The sequence below is a fragment of the Parasedimentitalea nitratireducens genome (genome assembly GCF_057444295.1).
Map to the genome: position 1 here is coordinate 84089 of NZ_JBYAXC010000001.1, position 15875 is coordinate 99963.

General features: G+C 57.2%; 16 protein-coding genes and 1 pseudogene. 13 read left to right on the forward strand and 4 right to left on the reverse strand.

Annotation, left to right across the window (positions count from 1 at the left end; all coding sequences use genetic code 11):
- Window positions 1-8: 8 nt before the first annotated feature.
- Window positions 9-425 (reverse strand): iron response transcriptional regulator IrrA, encoded by a 417-nt coding sequence (gene irrA, locus AC2T28_RS00385; RefSeq protein WP_486746963.1) that lies wholly within the window; start codon window positions 423-425, stop codon window positions 9-11.
- 189 nt (window positions 426-614) lie between these two features.
- Here irrA and fabA point away from each other — a divergent pair, with 189 nt between their 5' ends.
- A complete protein-coding gene (gene fabA / locus AC2T28_RS00390) occupies window positions 615-1124 on the forward strand; it encodes a bifunctional 3-hydroxydecanoyl-ACP dehydratase/trans-2-decenoyl-ACP isomerase (protein ID WP_486746964.1) in 510 nt (169 codons plus the stop codon).
- Between the two features lie 949 nt (window positions 1125-2073).
- Window positions 2074-2187, forward strand: a pseudogene (locus tag AC2T28_RS00395) (beta-hydroxydecanoyl-ACP dehydratase); the annotation flags it as partial.
- A 16-nt stretch (window positions 2188-2203) separates the two neighbouring features.
- On the opposite strand, the gene AC2T28_RS00400 reads toward AC2T28_RS00395, so the two are convergent.
- Complete coding sequence (locus AC2T28_RS00400) at window positions 2204-3049, reverse strand: class I SAM-dependent methyltransferase (protein WP_486746965.1); 846 nt, start codon at window positions 3047-3049, stop codon at window positions 2204-2206.
- Between the two features lie 21 nt (window positions 3050-3070).
- Here AC2T28_RS00400 and AC2T28_RS00405 point away from each other — a divergent pair, with 21 nt between their 5' ends.
- The 3 genes from AC2T28_RS00405 (at window position 3071) to AC2T28_RS00415 (ending at window position 5813) form a co-directional block, all read left to right on the forward strand.
- Window positions 3071-3697: a hypothetical protein gene (locus AC2T28_RS00405; protein WP_486746966.1), complete on the forward strand. Its 627-nt coding sequence runs from the start codon at window positions 3071-3073 to the stop codon at window positions 3695-3697.
- A gap of 88 nt (window positions 3698-3785) precedes the next feature.
- Complete coding sequence (gene fabB, locus AC2T28_RS00410) at window positions 3786-5015, forward strand: beta-ketoacyl-ACP synthase I (RefSeq protein ID WP_486746967.1); 1230 nt, start codon at window positions 3786-3788, stop codon at window positions 5013-5015.
- A 6-nt stretch (window positions 5016-5021) separates the two neighbouring features.
- A complete protein-coding gene (locus AC2T28_RS00415; protein WP_486746968.1) occupies window positions 5022-5813 on the forward strand; it encodes an enoyl-ACP reductase FabI in 792 nt (263 codons plus the stop codon).
- Window positions 5814-6002: 189 nt separating this feature from the next.
- Here the strand turns inward: AC2T28_RS00415 and AC2T28_RS00420 are convergent, their stop codons facing one another.
- Window positions 6003-6431, reverse strand: coding sequence for an FKBP-type peptidyl-prolyl cis-trans isomerase (locus AC2T28_RS00420; RefSeq protein WP_486746969.1), 429 nt, complete (start codon window positions 6429-6431; stop codon window positions 6003-6005).
- A gap of 157 nt (window positions 6432-6588) precedes the next feature.
- On the opposite strand from AC2T28_RS00420, the gene AC2T28_RS00425 reads away from it, so the two are divergent.
- The 8 genes from AC2T28_RS00425 to AC2T28_RS00460 all read left to right on the forward strand — a co-directional run bounded on the left by AC2T28_RS00425 (window position 6589) and on the right by AC2T28_RS00460 (window position 14805).
- Complete coding sequence (locus AC2T28_RS00425) at window positions 6589-7302, forward strand: haloacid dehalogenase type II (RefSeq protein ID WP_486746970.1); 714 nt, start codon at window positions 6589-6591, stop codon at window positions 7300-7302.
- Complete coding sequence (locus AC2T28_RS00430) at window positions 7299-8282, forward strand: threonine ammonia-lyase (RefSeq protein WP_486746971.1); 984 nt, start codon at window positions 7299-7301, stop codon at window positions 8280-8282. Before AC2T28_RS00425 ends, AC2T28_RS00430 begins: the two co-directional genes overlap by 4 nt.
- Before the next feature lie 203 nt (window positions 8283-8485).
- Window positions 8486-9286: a 3-oxoadipate enol-lactonase gene (gene pcaD, locus AC2T28_RS00435; protein ID WP_486746972.1), complete on the forward strand. Its 801-nt coding sequence runs from the start codon at window positions 8486-8488 to the stop codon at window positions 9284-9286.
- Complete coding sequence (locus tag AC2T28_RS00440) at window positions 9286-10632, forward strand: class-II fumarase/aspartase family protein (RefSeq protein ID WP_486746973.1); 1347 nt, start codon at window positions 9286-9288, stop codon at window positions 10630-10632. The genes pcaD and AC2T28_RS00440 overlap by 1 nt, the downstream gene beginning before the upstream one ends.
- 64 nt (window positions 10633-10696) lie before the next feature.
- The gene (locus AC2T28_RS00445) at window positions 10697-11899 is read left to right on the forward strand and encodes a TCR/Tet family MFS transporter (RefSeq protein ID WP_486746974.1); all 1203 of its coding nucleotides are present in this window, start codon (window positions 10697-10699) and stop codon (window positions 11897-11899) included.
- Between the two features lie 78 nt (window positions 11900-11977).
- Window positions 11978-13069, forward strand: a complete 1092-nt coding sequence (locus AC2T28_RS00450) for a Zn-dependent alcohol dehydrogenase (protein ID WP_486746975.1) — start codon at window positions 11978-11980, stop codon at window positions 13067-13069.
- A gap of 92 nt (window positions 13070-13161) precedes the next feature.
- Window positions 13162-14400: a mandelate racemase/muconate lactonizing enzyme family protein gene (locus tag AC2T28_RS00455; RefSeq protein ID WP_486746976.1), complete on the forward strand. Its 1239-nt coding sequence runs from the start codon at window positions 13162-13164 to the stop codon at window positions 14398-14400.
- A 120-nt stretch (window positions 14401-14520) separates the two neighbouring features.
- Window positions 14521-14805: an ArsR/SmtB family transcription factor gene (locus AC2T28_RS00460; protein WP_486747991.1), complete on the forward strand. Its 285-nt coding sequence runs from the start codon at window positions 14521-14523 to the stop codon at window positions 14803-14805.
- Between the two features lie 185 nt (window positions 14806-14990).
- On the opposite strand, the gene AC2T28_RS00465 is transcribed toward AC2T28_RS00460, so the two are convergent.
- Window positions 14991-15725: a leucine-rich repeat domain-containing protein gene (locus AC2T28_RS00465; RefSeq protein ID WP_486746977.1), complete on the reverse strand. Its 735-nt coding sequence runs from the start codon at window positions 15723-15725 to the stop codon at window positions 14991-14993.
- Between the last annotated feature and the right edge of the window lie 150 nt (window positions 15726-15875).

The following is a 15875-nucleotide window of genomic DNA, read 5'->3' on the forward strand; positions in this document are numbered from 1 at the left end:
GCGCCGAATCAAACCTTGCGCAGGCGGATCACCACATCAACCGAGGCAATTTCGACCCCTTCGGGTGCATCCGGCAATTGCTTGATCACCAGTTGATCCGCTGGCGCATCAGACAACCGCCCCTCATCTTCCCAAAAGAAATGCGGGTGATCATGGGTGTTGGTGTCAAAATAGCTCTTGGAACCATCCACAGTGATTTCCTGCAACACCCCTGCTTCGCAGAACGCACGCAGTGTATTGTAGACAGTTGCCAGTGACACCACAGCACCTTCGGTCTTGGCGGAGTCAAACAGGCTTTCAGCTGTTACGTGGCGATGATTGCCATCTCCGACCAGCAGTTCAGCCAGCGCAACCCTCTGTCGGGTTGGCCGCAAATTGGCACTCTCTAGCCAATTGGTTGCGATTTTCACGCTGTCTGGCGTCATCAGCAGATCCTGCTTGGTGTAGCTGCAAGCATATATAGAGGATTCTTGCGCGGAAATTCAAATGAAATTCATTCGCAACTACGCCGGACCACCCGCCCCGCCCACTCGACCTGCCCTTGCAGGACCCTTTGGCAGGGTGCTACATGGGGCCAGACACCATTTGATACTTCAGGCAGGAGATGCGCCAGTATGGCCGATTACCCCAGCAGCTTTGACAAAGACGACTTGCTGAAATGCGCCCGCGGCGAGCTTTTCGGCCCCGGCAACGCCCAGCTTCCTGCGCCACCGATGCTGATGATGGACCGCATCACCGAGGTCAGTGCCGGCGGCGGAGCCCACGGCAAAGGCCACATCGTCGCCGAGTTCGACATCAACCCCGAGCTGTGGTTCTTTGAATGCCACTTCCCCGGCAACCCAATCATGCCCGGCTGTCTGGGTTTGGACGGCTTGTGGCAGCTGACCGGCTTCAACCTCGGCTGGCGCGGCTGGCAGGGTCGTGGCTATGCGCTGGGTGTAGGCGAAGTCAAACTGACCGGCATGGTCCGTCCCGAGCGCAAAATGCTGACCTACAAAATCGACTTCACCAAAGCGATCCAAACCCGCCGCCTGACCATGGGCGTAGCCGACGGCATCGTCGAGGCTGATGGCGAAGTGATCTACGAAGTCAAAGGCATGAAAGTCGCACTCAGCGAGAGCTGAACACTCTCACTTTGGAAAATAAGAAAGAGGCCTACGGGCCTCTTTTGTTTTAACTGAATTCACTAATTCGAATTTTCGCTTTGAGAGCCCGAATACAGACTTAGTGGCGTTAAAACGTCGCTGGATTTTTAGGACTGGTGAATGACAAATTTGACCATCACAACGTTCCGACACCCTACACTGGAAGATATTCTTGCCCCGGGAGAACGGGTCCTCTGGTCTGGGCAGCCATCTTATGGACGGCGTTTCTTTCAGGCCGTCGGCGCTGAACGAGCACTCCATATCGGCCTCTTTATCGGGGCCGTTATCATGTGGAGCACATTGCCTTTTATAGAACCTGCACCGAGTTTTTGGAGCACCTTTCCGTATAAAAAAACAAGTTCGAATATGGTCCTAAGCGACGCCATCTGGATTTATTCTGCTGTCTCTTTAAGCTTCTTCTTAGTATCCTATGGGGTAGCTAGCCAACGCCACTATGTGCTGTACAATCTCGCCTACTATGTCTCTGATAGACGGTCGATTATTTGTCGCCGCGGAAGAAACTGGCGACTTAGCACCCAACTCTACGTCATTTCCTGCCCTCACACTGAAACTTATCCCTATTCGATAATTCCAAGTCGCCCTTATCCATCGCTTCAGGTGGGGACTTTGCTTTCCGAAGACCAACTGCAACCCTTCGGACTTGGACTGTCACATCCCGGCCAACCAGTCTTGTGGGGGCGCATTAACGCTCCTGTTGTCTTAGAGTACGTACCCAATGCAGAAGAGCTCTTAGAGCTGATAAGATCCTCTACAGAAAATGGTTCAACGGAAATGCCGCCTAAGCCCGTAAGCTAGTGGAAGCAAGGCCCAAGCAAACAAGGGAGTGCACGTCTTTATCGCGCCATCGTTACCGGTCTGGAAATTATCTCCTCTATCGGAACTACGATACTGGGGTTGTTGCCTTGTTCAAGCGATCCAAGCCCACCGCCTGACCATGGGCGTGGCAAACGGCATCGTAGAGGCCGATAGCGAGCTGATCTACGACATCAAAGGCATGAAAGTCGCACTCAGCGCGAGCTGATAGGCGCTTACATTTTTCAACGTTGCGGCTTGTATCCGGCCACACTGGTGGCGCATCCAAAAAAGTGCTTTTTCAATTCCACGGCCAGACCAGCGTTACGCAGCGCTTCAGCCATATGCGCGCTGCTGCCAAAATTGCGGGTGTAGGTGCCGATCATGCTGAAATCGTTTGCACCGTTCAGAAAGTAACGCTCAACTTTCGGCAACATGCGATCAAGATAGAACCGATAAAGCGGGCGTAGAACCCAGCCTTTAGGATCAGATGCTTCAATCAATGAAAATCTGCCGCCGGGCTTCAGCATACGCGAAATTTGCTTGGCCAGGATAGTTTGCTGATCTTCGTTGAAAGTCTTGAGACCAAAAGTAGAGACCACAAGATCCGCGTGATTCTCCGGCAGATCCGTTTGCAGCGCATCCGCTTCTATGTGGGTGATCCGATTGGCGTATTTACCGTGCAGGCTTTCCACCGCCTCTAGGTGCATGCGGTGCGAAATATCAATTGCTGTAATTGTCCCCAAATCAGGGAAACGGCGCAAAAGGTGTGGCCAAACTTCACCCGTCCCAGCCATCAAATCTACAGCGACTAAATCACGTTGCACAGGTGTATCTAGTCGGCTCACACATTGGCGACGCCAAATATAAGTAAAGCCGAAAGAACTGACAGCACTCCACCTCCGGTAATTTGATGAGCAACGGTCAAACAGGTTCGCAACAAATTCTGGATCATAAATGCCGTTATCTAAATCGGTATTCTTTTTCACGAGTGTCACACCAAACTGCAATTCAACGAAACCTACGGTAATGAATAGGTTTCTCCAACAGTTAGATAAAGGGGCTGCTGGGTTTCTCTTTTGTAATTCCACTGTTTTCTAAACTGCACACAGATGCAAGACGGTTCCGCCCATCCATTTACAAGCATGAACAGCAAAGGTAACTCTGGCGCATATTCATTGTTTACAGGCATATTTATGAAGTTATTTTCAAAGTTGATCGCCGGGGTTGCATTCCTTGCCCTAGCCTCTTGCGAGACATCTCCGGAGGCAATCAAAGCGACATCATTCACGCTTGAACAAACTGACACCGCAGTAAAAGTGTTCTCAGATTTTTGCCTCAGCACACTTCCCAATTTTTCGGGAGCCAAAAATCAAGCTGAAAAACTTGGCCTGACGCCAATGAAATCGGCAGAGGGAACACAGTATAGTATGCCAGGCGACACGCCATTATTTGCAGTGGTTATGGAAGCAGGCGGCCATAAAGCTTGCGGTATAGGCTTCGCAGGTTCGCCCGATGCTGGTTCTGTCTCCCAAATGTTTTTCCAGCATGCCCAGGCTAAGACTGGCGGCAAACCCAAAGAAACATTTCCAACGTCCTATTTCGAGTTTGCACACCACTTGAAAAATGGGAGCGTCTTTACGCACGAGGTTAAGCGCAAAAGAGGCCAAACGCGGCATATTTTCCTTATCTCTCCACCAGTACCCAAGAGCGACGTTGCAGCGCTGATTTACAACTAATCGAGCGGAACCATCCAAACCCCAACCCACCTTGCACCTCACCAATGCAATGGCCTAATAAGACATAAGCAAACAAGGGAGTGCACGTATGCGTCGTGTCGTCGTCACCGGACTGGGAATTGTCTCCTCTATCGGGAATAATGCCGAAGAGGTCATTGCCTCGCTCAAAGCAGGTAAATCTGGCATCGAGGCCAGCCCCTCAATGACCGAGCACGGCTTTCGCAGCCAAGTGGCCGGTACCCTGAAGATCGACACCAAGGAACACGTGGACAAACGCACCCTGCGGTTCATGGGCGATGGCGCGGCTTATGCCCATATCGCCATGAGCCAGGCAATTGCCGACGCCGGTCTGAGCGAAGATCAAGTGGTCAACACCCGCACCGGTCTGGTGGCGGGTTCCGGTGGCCCATCAACCAGCGCCATGCTGGCCGCGCATCAGGTTGTTGCCAAAACCGGCGCCACCAAGCGCATCGGCCCCTTTGCGGTGCCAAAATGCATGAGCTCGACCATCTCGGCCAACCTGGCCACTGCGTTCAAGATCAAGGGTATCAACTACTCGATCACTTCGGCCTGTTCGACCTCCTTGCATTGTATCGGCAACGCGGCCGAACAGATCATGATGGGCAAGCAAGACGTGATGTTTGCCGGCGGCGGCGAAGAGCTGGATTGGACCCTGTCCTGCCTGTTCGACGCCATGGGCGCGATGTCCTCCAAGAAAAACGATGACCCATCAGCGGCTAGCCGCGCCTTTGACGCCAACCGAGATGGTTTTGTCATCTCGGGCGGTGGCGGCATCGTAGTACTGGAAGATCTGGAACATGCGGTTGCGCGCGGTGCTAAAATCTATGCCGAAGTCACCGGCTTTGCCGCAACATCCGACGGCCACGACATGGTTGCCCCATCCGGCGAAGGCGGCGAACGCGCCATGCGTCTGGCGCTGGAGAGTCTGCCAGAAGACCGCAAAGTTTCCTACATCAACGCCCACGGCACCTCGACCCCGGTTGGCGATGTTGGCGAAGTCGAAGCGGTGCGTCGCGTCTTTGGCACCGGCACTACACCGCCGATCTCATCGACCAAGTCGATGACCGGCCACGCCCAAGGCGCTGCTGGCGCATTGGAGGCTATCTTCTGCCTGCTGATGCTGGACAATGACTTCATCACACCGTCGATCAACGTCGACGAGCTGGACCCGGCAATCAACGAAGGCGAGATTGCAACCGCCTATGTTGAAAACGCGGGCCTCGACAGCGTCATGACCAACAGCTTTGGCTTTGGCGGCACCAACGGATCGATGATCCTGAGCAAGTACAAGGGATAATCGACTATGTCTGGACCACTACAGGGCAAGCGCGGCCTGATCATGGGCGTTGCCAACGAACGTTCCATCGCCTGGGGCATTGCCAAGGCCATGGCCGAAGCGGGTGCCGAACTGGCCTTTACCTACCAAGGTGAGGCCTTTGGCAAACGGCTGGCTCCACTGGCTGAGAGCGTCGGTAGCGACTTTATGGTCGATGTTGATGTCACCGATGATGCCTCGCTGGACACTGCATTCGAACAGTTGAACGCGCGTTGGGAGACGATTGATTTTGTCGTCCACGCCATCGCCTATTCTGACAAGAACGAGCTGACCGGCCGGTTCCTCAACACCAGCCGCGCCAACTTCAAGAACTCGCTGGATATCTCGGCTTATTCCTTTGTCGAGATTGCCCGCCGGGCACATCCAATGATGGTTGAAAACGGCGGCACCCTACTGACCCTAACCTATCAGGGCTCCAACCGCGTCTGCCCCAGCTACAACGTCATGGGTGTGGCCAAGGCAGCGCTGGAATCGGCAACCCGCTATCTGGCCAACGATCTCGGCCCCGAGGGCATCCGCGTCAACGCAATCTCGCCCGGTCCGATGAAAACCCTAGCCGGTGCGGCCATTGGCGGCGCACGCAAGACCTACAAACACACCGACCAAAACTCGCCGCTGCGTTCAAACGCAACGCTTGAAGCGGTGGGTGGCACCGCTGTTTATCTGGCGTCTGACGCCGGCGCCTGCACCACCGGCGAAGTGATCCGCGTTGATGGTGGTTTCCACGTGCTGGGCATGCCGCAGCCAGATCACCTGTAAAACAGGGCACATTTGAATAGACAAAGGGCGCCACTTCGGCGCCCTTTGCGTTTTGCCCTAGGTGTGTCGCGCTAAGGTCGCGACCGGCTCGAGGGTGGGTGTAATCGCGCGCGCCCTGGGGGCGGGTCGGTCGCGATCCGGGGCGTTGTCCTGGAGGAAGTACCAGCCAATAACAAGCCTTCAATCTAATCAAGCGATCGAGACAAGCTCCAGCTCAAATGTCAGATCCTTACCCGCCAGCGGGTGGTTGGCATCGAGCGTCACGGTGGCCTCGTCCACCTCAACAACAGTCACTGGCAGCGCCTGTCCGTCGGGTGACTGCATCTGCAACTGGGTACCAAGTTCCAGCGGGATATCGTCTGGGATGCCTTCGCGCGGGATGGCCTGACGCGCGGCGGGATTGATCGGACCATAGGCTTTGTCACATGGGATCTGGATCGTCTTCTTTTCACCCACAGTCATGCCGGGCATTTCCACATCCATGCCTTCGATCACCTGACCTGCACCCACAGTAAACTCCAGCGGATCACGCCCTTCGGAACTGTCGAACACGCTGCCATCCATCAAGGTGCCGGTGTAGTGGATGCGCACGGTGTCGCCGTTTTTGACCTCAGCCATAGGGGGTCCAATCTTTCAAGAGTTTCAAACCGCGACAGACTAGGCATTGCCCCCGCAAAGGTAAAGCCGCGCCAGATGTTCAGGCTATTGTGTGCGTACAATATCGCGCTTTCGCCCTGCACGGGCCTGTGCCACAGTTTGCCCAAGGGAGACCCTCATGCCGATCACAACCTGCATATTTGATGCCTATGGCACCCTGTTCGACGTGGCCGCCGCTGCCCGTCAAGCCGCTGCCGAACCCGAGTTCCCGCAACTGCGCGACAGCTGGATGGAACTCGCCAACCATTGGCGGTTGAAGCAGTTGCAATACACCTGGCTGCGCGCCATCACCGATGCCCACACCGATTTCTGGGAGGTCACCCAAAACGGGCTCGACTGGGCGCTTGAGGCGACCAAGCTTGACGGCGACGGCAAGCTGCGCCAACGCCTGCTGGATCTGTATTGGGAGCTACAAGCCTATCCCGAAGTCCCCGCCATGCTGAAGGCGTTGAAAGGCGCCGGGATGAACACAGCCATCCTATCCAACGGCTCGCCCGATATGCTGAACGGCGCGGTGCAATCCGCTGGGCTGGGCGAAGTGCTTGACGATGTTCTGTCAGTGGAAAGCGTCGGCATCTTCAAACCCGATGCCCGGGTCTATGATCTGGTTGGCAAGCGTTTCAACTGTGAACGAAACGAAGTGTTGTTTGTCTCCTCCAACGGCTGGGACGCCGCCGGCGCCAGTGGCTATGGCTTTGCCACCGCCTGGGTCAACCGTGCGGGTGAGCCGATGGATCGCCTGCCCTGGACACCGCAGCATGTCCTGTCTGACCTCACAACAATTCCCGATCTGGCCACCGCCACCCCCGGACCAAGAAAGACCACCACATGACATCTCTCGCCATGATCGAAGCCGCCGCCAAACGGCTCAAGGGCTACTCTCTCGTAACACCACTGCTCAGCTCTCCGTTTCTGGACGACATGGCAGGCCGTCGCATTCTGGTGAAACCCGAATGCCTGCAACACACCGGATCTTTCAAGTTTCGCGGCGGTTGGTCTGCCGTATCCGCACTGGATGACACGGCCAGGACCAAAGGCGTCATCGCCTATTCCAGCGGCAACCATGCTCAGGGCGTTGCCCTTGCCGCCAAACTGCACGGCGCACCTGCCGTCATCGTGATGCCTGCCGACGCGCCGCAACTCAAGATCGACAACACCCGCGCGCTAGGGGCCGAGGTGGTGTTGTACGATCGCGCCACCGAGGACCGCGATGCCATCGGCCAGTCCATCGCCTCCGAGCGCAGCCTGACGTTGATCAAACCCTATGACGAACCGCAGGTGATTGCCGGCCAAGGCACCACAGGTCTGGAAATCGCCAGCCAAGCAGCCGAACTTGGCGTGACCGAGGCTGAGGTTCTGGTCAACTGTGGCGGTGGCGGTCTGACCTCGGGCATTGCGCTGGCGCTTGAAGCCCACGCCCCACAGATGAAGGTTCGCCCCTGTGAGCCAAAGGGGTTTGACGATGTCACCCGTTCGCTGGCCTCGGGCCAGGTTGAGCGCAACGCGCAGACCGCCGGGTCCATCTGCGACGCCATCTTGACGCCATCGCCGGGAGACATCACTTTTCCAATTCTGAAGCGCCTTTGTGGTGCTGGCATCGTCGTGACCGAAGATGAGGCCCTGCACGCCATGGCGCTTGCCTTTCTGCGCCTCAAGGTCGTGCTGGAACCCGGCGGCGCTGTTTCACTAGCCGCTGCTCTGTTCCACGGGGACCAGCTGAACAGTGAAAACCTGATCGTGGTCGCTACCGGTGGCAATGTTGATCCTGAAATGTTTACCGAGGCTTTGAAGCGGTTTGCTAACTCCGATTAATGGGCCTCGCGTTTGGCCTTGGGGAGGTGCAAAGCACCTTCTCGCGGGGAGTGCAAACCGTCTTGGAAATAATTAGGGAGATCATTTCAGGTTTGAACAGGCGGAGCTTTTACAGGCGCTGACCGGCTTCGCCGGACTGAAGCCACCCTTTACCGCCCTCCGCCACCCCGCTACATCTGCGCCAACCAAGAACGAGGTCACTTATGCCAAACGCAGATCTGGGCGACGTCCAAATCCACTACCGGATCGACGGTGATCCTAACGGTGCACCGGTGGTCTTTGCCAACTCGCTGGGCACCGACCTGCGCCTGTGGGATCCAATCCTGCCACTGCTGCCTGCGGGCCTGAAACTGGTCCGCTATGACCTGCGCGGCCACGGACAATCCTCAGTTCCCGCCGCCCCCTATTCCATGGGCGCACTGATCCGCGATGCCGAACATCTGCTCGACCATCTCAACATCCGCGACTGCACCTTTGTTGGCCTATCCATCGGCGGCATGATCGCCCAGGGGCTGGCGGTTAAACGGCTCGACCAGATCCGCGCGCTGGTGTTGTCCAACACCGCCGCCAAGATCGGCACCCCCGACATGTGGCGGCAAAGGATCAAGGCGGTTGAGGCTGATGGCATCGAGCTCATCGCCGACGCCATCATGGAGCGCTGGTTCTCGCGCGCCTTCCGCGCCACGCCCGACTTCCCATTCTGGCGCGATATGCTGATCCAGCAACCTGCCACAGGCTACGCAGGCTGCTGCGCTGCCATTGCGGGCACCGATTTCTATTCGCCCACCAGCGGGCTACGCCTGCCAACCCTTGGCATTGCAGGCTCCGACGACGGCGCTACCCCGCCCGATCTGGTGCGCGAGACCATCGACCTCATCCCCGGCTCCACCTTCTCGCTGATCCGCAAGGCAGGCCATTTGCCCTGTGTTGAGCAGCCCCAAGAATACGCATCCCTTCTCACCCGGTTCCTGTTGGACACCGGCCACATCACAAAGGACACCTGATGGCTGCCTCGGTCTTTGAAAGCCAGCTTTATGGCGATTTGTTCCCCAGCGGCGACGCCGGTCGCCTGTTCACCGACAGCGCCGAGGTCCGCGCCATGCTGCTGGTCGAAGGATCATTGGCCAAGGTTCAGGGCGCCGCTGGAGTAATCCCGGACGAGAGCGCCACCGCCATCTCCCGTGCTGTTATGGAAGTGCAGGTCGATCCCTCTGCATTGCGCAAAGCCACCGGCCAGAATGGCGTGCCTGTCCCCGCCCTTGTCGCTGCCTTTCGCGAGGAAATGAACGCCCCCGAACATGCGCAATACGTCCACTGGGGCGCCACATCGCAAGACATCATGGACACCGCCCTGATGCTGCGCCTGCGTCAGGCCCTGATGCTGGTCGAGGCGGACCTGCAAGCGGCAGTAAAATCGCTCGCCAAATTGGCTGAGACACACGCCGAGCTGCCAATGCCCGCCCGCACCTATGGCCAGCACGCCACCCCCACCAGTTTTGGTGCTGTGGTGGCCAGTTGGGGGGAGCCGCTGCTGACGCTGCTCCAAGAGCTGCCAGAACTGCGCAAAACCTGCCTGTTGGTGTCGCTATCGGGTGCGGCTGGAACCGCTGGCGCACTTGGTGAGCAAGCGGCAAACCTGCGCGCCGAACTGGCCAAGGCCCTGTCGCTGGGCAACCCATGCCGCAGCTGGCACGTAGACCGCACTCCAATCCTGCGCATTACCGACTGGATGGTCCGGGTCAATATCGCACTGGGTAAACTGGGCGAGGACGCCATGGCGCTGGTCCAAACCGGTATTGGTGAGATCACTCTGGGCGGGGCGGGATCATCTTCAACCATGCCGCAAAAACAGAACCCGGTGGCCCCTTCGGCTCTGGTTGCCCTGGCGCAACAGGCTTCGGCCCTGAAATCGGTTCTGAACAACGCGGCCATGCACCAGCACCAACGAGACGGTGCAGCCTGGTTCAGCGAATGGCTCTGCCTGCCGCAGATCGTGCTGGGAACCGCCAGCGCAGCACGGATCGCAAAACAGCTCAGCGCAACCCTCGCGCCGAACACCGATACCATGCGGGCTGCGCTCAACAGTGGACTGGACCTGATCCACGCCGAGGCGCTCAGCTTTGCCCTGACCACAAAACTGCCCCGCCCCGAGGCACAGGCAACGGTCAAATCGCTTTGCGCAGAGGCCACTGCCTCGAATACACCATTGAGGGAACTGGTGGCCCGGGATCATCCTGACCTCGACGCCGCGTCGCTGTTCGACGCCAGTCAGCAATTGGGACAAGCCCCAGCCGAGGCGCAAAGCTTTGCAAGAAACGTCGCGAAATATTTCACAGCTCAGGAGGCCTGACGGCTTCCCCTCCCCCAATCAGAGCGCTAGGGTCCGCGACATTTGAACCAGAACTCAGGTCCCTATGCGTCTCCCTATCGTTTTCATTTTGATGACCGTGATGATCGACGCCATGGGTGTTGGCCTGATCATGCCAATCATGCCCGGATTGATCGTCGAGGTGCAGGGCGGCACATTGGCTGACGCGGCACTCTGGGGCGGCATTCTCGCCACCGTCTTTGCGCTGATGCAGTTCTTCTTTAGCCCGATCTTGGGCAATCTATCCGACGCCTATGGCCGCCGTCCGGTATTGCTGGTGTCGCTGTTTATCATGGCGCTGGATTATCTGGTGATGGCAGTTGCAGGCACAATCTGGCTGCTGTTTCTGGGTCGCGTTGTCGGCGGCATCACCGCCGCCACCCACTCCACCGCAGGGGCCTATATGGCCGACATTTCCAAGCCCACGGAAAAGGCCACAAACTTTGGGCTTATCGGCGCGGCTTTTGGGGTTGGCTTTGTGCTTGGCCCACTGATTGGCGGATTGCTCGGCGAGTTTGGCACCCGTGCGCCGTTCTATGCCGCCGCAATTCTGGCCGCCCTTAACTTTGTTTTGGGCTGGTTTGTGTTGACTGAAACCGTCACGGAAGAAAACCGCCGCGCCTTTGACTGGCGTCGGGCCAGCCCCATGGGATCCATCCGCGCCATGGCCCGCATTCCCGGTATCCTAAGATTGCTCTGGGTCTTTTTCCTGTATTCGGTCGCGATCTATGTCTACCCCGCCATCTGGTCCTATTTCACCGAGGAACGGTTCGACTGGTCACCCCAAATGATCGGCCTGTCATTGGGTGTATTTGGCGCCTCCATGGCCTTTGTGCAGGGCGGGCTGCTGCGACATGTCGTCCGCAAGTTTGGCGAGCGCAACACGGTGATCTACGGGCAGATCTTCGATTTTGTCGGGTTCAGTTTCCTCGCCTTTATCACCAGCGGCACCCTGGCCCTGATCCTGACCCCGGTCACCGCGATGGGCGCTGTTGTCACCCCAGCATTGCAAGCGATCATGTCCAAGTCAGTTGCCGACAACCAACAAGGCGAACTACAGGGCGTGATGACTGCGGTCCACGCACTTTCAATGATTGTCTCGCCGATGCTGATGGCCGCAGTCTTTGCCCAGTTCAGCCGCGACGGCGCGCCGGTGTACCTGCCCGGTGCCCCCTTCCTCGTTGCTTTGGTGCTTATGATACTTGGACTGATAATTTTCCTGCGCACAAAAACTCCCGTAGCGTCATAACGACCTGTTGCTGACGGTTTCCACCTTGCGGCATTGATTCCGGCGGTCCACCGTAAGACCAACAAACGGGAGAATGTCATGCAAACCATCAAGGCGGCCGTGTGCCACGAGTTTGGCGCGCCACTGGTGATCGAAGATGTGCTGCTGGCAGATCCCAAGATGGGCGAGGTCGAGGTCACGCTGGACGCGGTCGCCATCTGTCACAGTGACATCTCTTACGCCGAGGGGGCCTGGGGTGGGCATCTACCCGCCGTCTATGGCCATGAAGCCGCCGGGGTAATCACCCAGATCGGCGAGGGTGTCACAAGTTTTGCCATCGGGGACGCGGTTGTTGTCACCCTGATCCGATCCTGTGGCACCTGCCCCAGCTGCGCAGGCGGCAAGCCAACAATCTGTGAAACCCCCTACAACGGTGTCAAAGGCCCGCTACAAACCGCCGATGGCGGACCGCTGGACCAATCTATGGCCTGTGGCGCATTTGCTGAGAAAGTGGTGGTGGATCAACGCCAGATCGTCAAAATTCCTCAGAACATGAACAAAGAAGCCGCCGCTCTGGTGTCCTGCGGCGTCATCACCGGCGTTGGAGCCGTGGTCAATGCCGCCCAGCTGCGCGCAGGGCAGGACGTGGTGGTGATTGGCGCTGGTGGCGTGGGCCTTAACGCCATCCAGGGCGCGCGCATTGCCGGTGCCCGCCGTATTGTAGCGGTGGACATGAGCGAAGAGAAACTGGAGATCGCCAAAGAGTTCGGCGCCACCCACGGTGTCCTTGGCACGCTCGCGAAACCGTGGAAGGCTGCCTACAAAGCGCTCGGCGGGCGCGGGGCCGATGCCGTACTAATCACGGTTGGCGCCATCCCTGCCTATGATCAAGCCCCCCGCTATCTGGCCCGTGGTGGCAAGGCGGTGCTGATCGGCATGCCCCACTCCGGGGCCACCGCAAGCTATGAACCCGTGATGCTGGCTGCGGTTGGTCAGGGGCTGGTCGGCTCCAAAATGGGCGATGTGGTGATCCAACGCGACATACCCTGGATGATCGACCTCTATGAACAGGGTAGGCTGAAACTGGACGAGCTGATCTCGGGCCGCTGGCAGCTGGAACAGATCAACGAAGCCATCGCCGACACAAAAACCGGCAGCGCCAAACGCAATGTAATTCTGTTCGACCGTTAAGGCAGCAATCCATTCTAGGGTGTGTGCTTGCACGCACGACGCGTCACAACTGTGCGTGTAAACACGCACCCTACACAGACAAGAGACCGACCATGAAACTGCAAGATCTCGACGTGATCGTTACCGCCCCGCCAGCCCCCGGTTGGGGGGGACGCTATTGGATCCTGATTAAGCTGACCACTGACACCGGTATCATCGGCTGGGGTGAATGTTATGCCGCCTCGGTTGGCCCCGATGCCATGACCCATGTGATCCGCGATGTGTTTGAGCGCCACATGGCGGATGAAAACCCGGAGAACATCGAGCTGATGTTCCGCCGCGCCTATTCCTCGGGCTTTTCCCAACGACCGGATCTGACAGTGATGGGCGCGTTTTCCGGCCTTGAAATCGCCTGTTGGGACATCTTGGGCAAAGACCGTGACCGCCCGGTTCATGCGCTGATCGGCGGGCGGATGAATTACCGCATCCGCGCTTATACCTATCTGTACCCGCTGCCCCAGCATGACATCTCTAGCTTCTGGGCCTCGCCCAAGATGGCCGCAGAAAGCGCTGCTGAAATGGTTGTCCAAGGCTACACAGCCGTAAAGTTCGACCCAGCCGGCCCCTACACCCTGCGTGGCGGCCACATGCCGTCGATGAACGACATTTCGGCCTCGGTTGCGTTCTGCAAAACCATCCGCGCGGCCGTTGGCGACAAGGCCGACCTACTGTTTGGCACCCATGGCCAGTTCACCACCGCAGGGGCGATCCGGCTTGCGCAAGCCATCGAACCCTATGCGCCGCTGTGGTTCGAGGAACCGATCCCGCCGGACAATGTCAACGAAATGACCAAGGTCGCAAGCGCCACAAAAATCCCCGTCGCCACCGGCGAGCGACTGACCACCAAGGGTGAGTTCGCCCCTGTTCTACGCTCCGGTGCTGCCGCCATCCTGCAACCGGCCTTGGGTCGCGCGGGTGGCATTTGGGAGACCAAGAAGATCGCCACCTTGGCCGAGGTCTATAACGCCCAAATCGCCCCGCATCTCTATGCAGGCCCCATCGAGTGGGCTGCCAATATCCAGCTGGCCGCCTCGATCCCAAACATCCTGATGGCCGAATGCATCGAGACCCCGTTTCACGACGCCCTGATCAAAGGCAGCATTCGTGTTGAGAACGGTTTTGTTACTCCACCGGATGCGCCCGGTTTGGGCATAGACGTAGACGAAGATCTCGCCCGCGCGCATCCCTTCACTGGCAACGACCTGCATCTCAACATGCAAGAAGCCCCCTGTGATTATGCAAATCCCAACAGCTTTGCGGGCGGCGCCCCACCGCTGGACAGCGATCCCTAAGGTACGGGGGGTGACTTCTGCGTTCAAAGTAAGGCATTGTACAAACCACACGCAGATCAGGACCAATACGACGTGACGATCCAGCCCCCAAGCCAAATGTCCTCGGAGCCCACTGATGATATGGCCTCGCGTGCAGCTGACGCGGCTGCCTTCCTAAAGACAATGGCGCATGAAGGGCGGCTGATGATCCTGTGTCATCTGGGGGAAGGCGAAAAATCGGTGGGCGAACTGGAGGCCCTGCTGGAAATGCGCCAGGCTGCCGTCAGCCAGATGCTGGCCCGGCTACGTGAGGACGGCCATGTCGCCACCCGCCGGGAAGGCAAGACCATCTATTACTCGCTGGAAAACGATAACACCAAGCAAGTGATCACGTTGCTGTACAGTCTGTTTTGCGCGCCGGATTGATTGCGGGACGTCGTGAACCAGTGTCTTAGCATATAAAACTTCTGTGTCTGACCAGCGATCCGCATCATGCATCTCTGCACCAGACCGAACGTCGAAGACTTTGTCGCCAATCTACACAGAACCGATAGTGTGAACTTGCGATGCATTAGTGCCAAGATCTGCATCGAGAGGAACGAATGCAGCGGTCAATATACGACGGTGTCTATGTGGTTCACATTTACTCCGTTGATTTTTAACTGCTCAATTACCCCCGAACTATCGTCTTGCGCAATCGTGCCGAAAATCGACAGAGTGTGTAGGTTCTGAATTTTCAACAAGGCGGACAGGTCGTCTGGCAATCCTGAATGAATGTAGAGGTTTCTCAAACTTGGATGCCCTGCAAGTGGACCTAAATCTGAAACCCGGCTTCCAAGCAAAGACATCGACTGCAATTCACGCAGGCTGCGAACAAATGAGACATCGCCATCCTCTGCTAAATTGATAGCGATATCTTTCAAGTCAGGCATTTTTAACAATGTGGGTCTGACGTCTTCGGCCAGTCCTGATTGAATGTGCAATACAGATAAATTTTCAAAGTCTGCGAATGCGGACACATCTCGAATTTTTGTTGCCGTGATCCGCAACTCTTCCAGCTGCTGCATCGCGATAATGTCCTGTAAGCTATCAAATGTGTTATAGTTCAGCTCAAGCGCTCTTACGTGTGTCAGTTCATTTAGCACCCTATAATCTACGAGCGAGGCAAAATTCAGCTGTAATTCCGAACATCTAACTTTTCGACATTCAGATACCTTTTCAGCACCTTTCTCCAGCTTACTTTGTCGCCTTTGCTCTAAATCAGACTCCGGGTTTTCTAAGGTACATCCACTGATCAAAATTGCTACAATGGCAAAGAGAGTTGGGCAGAGAGCAAGTGACGTCACGGGCAAAGGCCTAAGTAGTGAACAATAGTATTAGACATTGGCCGTTTTACAGTAAAACTGCAACTTTGGGCTCTTACCGGTCATTAGCCGCGCATTGTGCCAAGGCCTGTCTTCCGAGTTGGATCAAAATACGGCGCGTAAGTCAAAGCC

Coding starts and splice junctions, on each gene's coding strand:
- irrA (WP_486746963.1), bottom strand. CDS start 425: ATGACGCCAGACAGCGTGAAAATCGCAACCAATTGGCTAGAGAGTGCC.
- fabA (WP_486746964.1), top strand. CDS start 615: ATGGCCGATTACCCCAGCAGCTTTGACAAAGACGACTTGCTGAAATGC.
- AC2T28_RS00405 (WP_486746966.1), top strand. CDS start 3,071: ATGCAAGACGGTTCCGCCCATCCATTTACAAGCATGAACAGCAAAGGT.
- fabB (WP_486746967.1), top strand. CDS start 3,786: ATGCGTCGTGTCGTCGTCACCGGACTGGGAATTGTCTCCTCTATCGGG.
- AC2T28_RS00415 (WP_486746968.1), top strand. CDS start 5,022: ATGTCTGGACCACTACAGGGCAAGCGCGGCCTGATCATGGGCGTTGCC.
- AC2T28_RS00420 (WP_486746969.1), bottom strand. CDS start 6,431: ATGGCTGAGGTCAAAAACGGCGACACCGTGCGCATCCACTACACCGGC.
- AC2T28_RS00425 (WP_486746970.1), top strand. CDS start 6,589: ATGCCGATCACAACCTGCATATTTGATGCCTATGGCACCCTGTTCGAC.
- AC2T28_RS00430 (WP_486746971.1), top strand. CDS start 7,299: ATGACATCTCTCGCCATGATCGAAGCCGCCGCCAAACGGCTCAAGGGC.
- pcaD (WP_486746972.1), top strand. CDS start 8,486: ATGCCAAACGCAGATCTGGGCGACGTCCAAATCCACTACCGGATCGAC.
- AC2T28_RS00440 (WP_486746973.1), top strand. CDS start 9,286: ATGGCTGCCTCGGTCTTTGAAAGCCAGCTTTATGGCGATTTGTTCCCC.
- AC2T28_RS00445 (WP_486746974.1), top strand. CDS start 10,697: ATGCGTCTCCCTATCGTTTTCATTTTGATGACCGTGATGATCGACGCC.
- AC2T28_RS00450 (WP_486746975.1), top strand. CDS start 11,978: ATGCAAACCATCAAGGCGGCCGTGTGCCACGAGTTTGGCGCGCCACTG.
- AC2T28_RS00455 (WP_486746976.1), top strand. CDS start 13,162: ATGAAACTGCAAGATCTCGACGTGATCGTTACCGCCCCGCCAGCCCCC.
- AC2T28_RS00460 (WP_486747991.1), top strand. CDS start 14,521: ATGGCCTCGCGTGCAGCTGACGCGGCTGCCTTCCTAAAGACAATGGCG.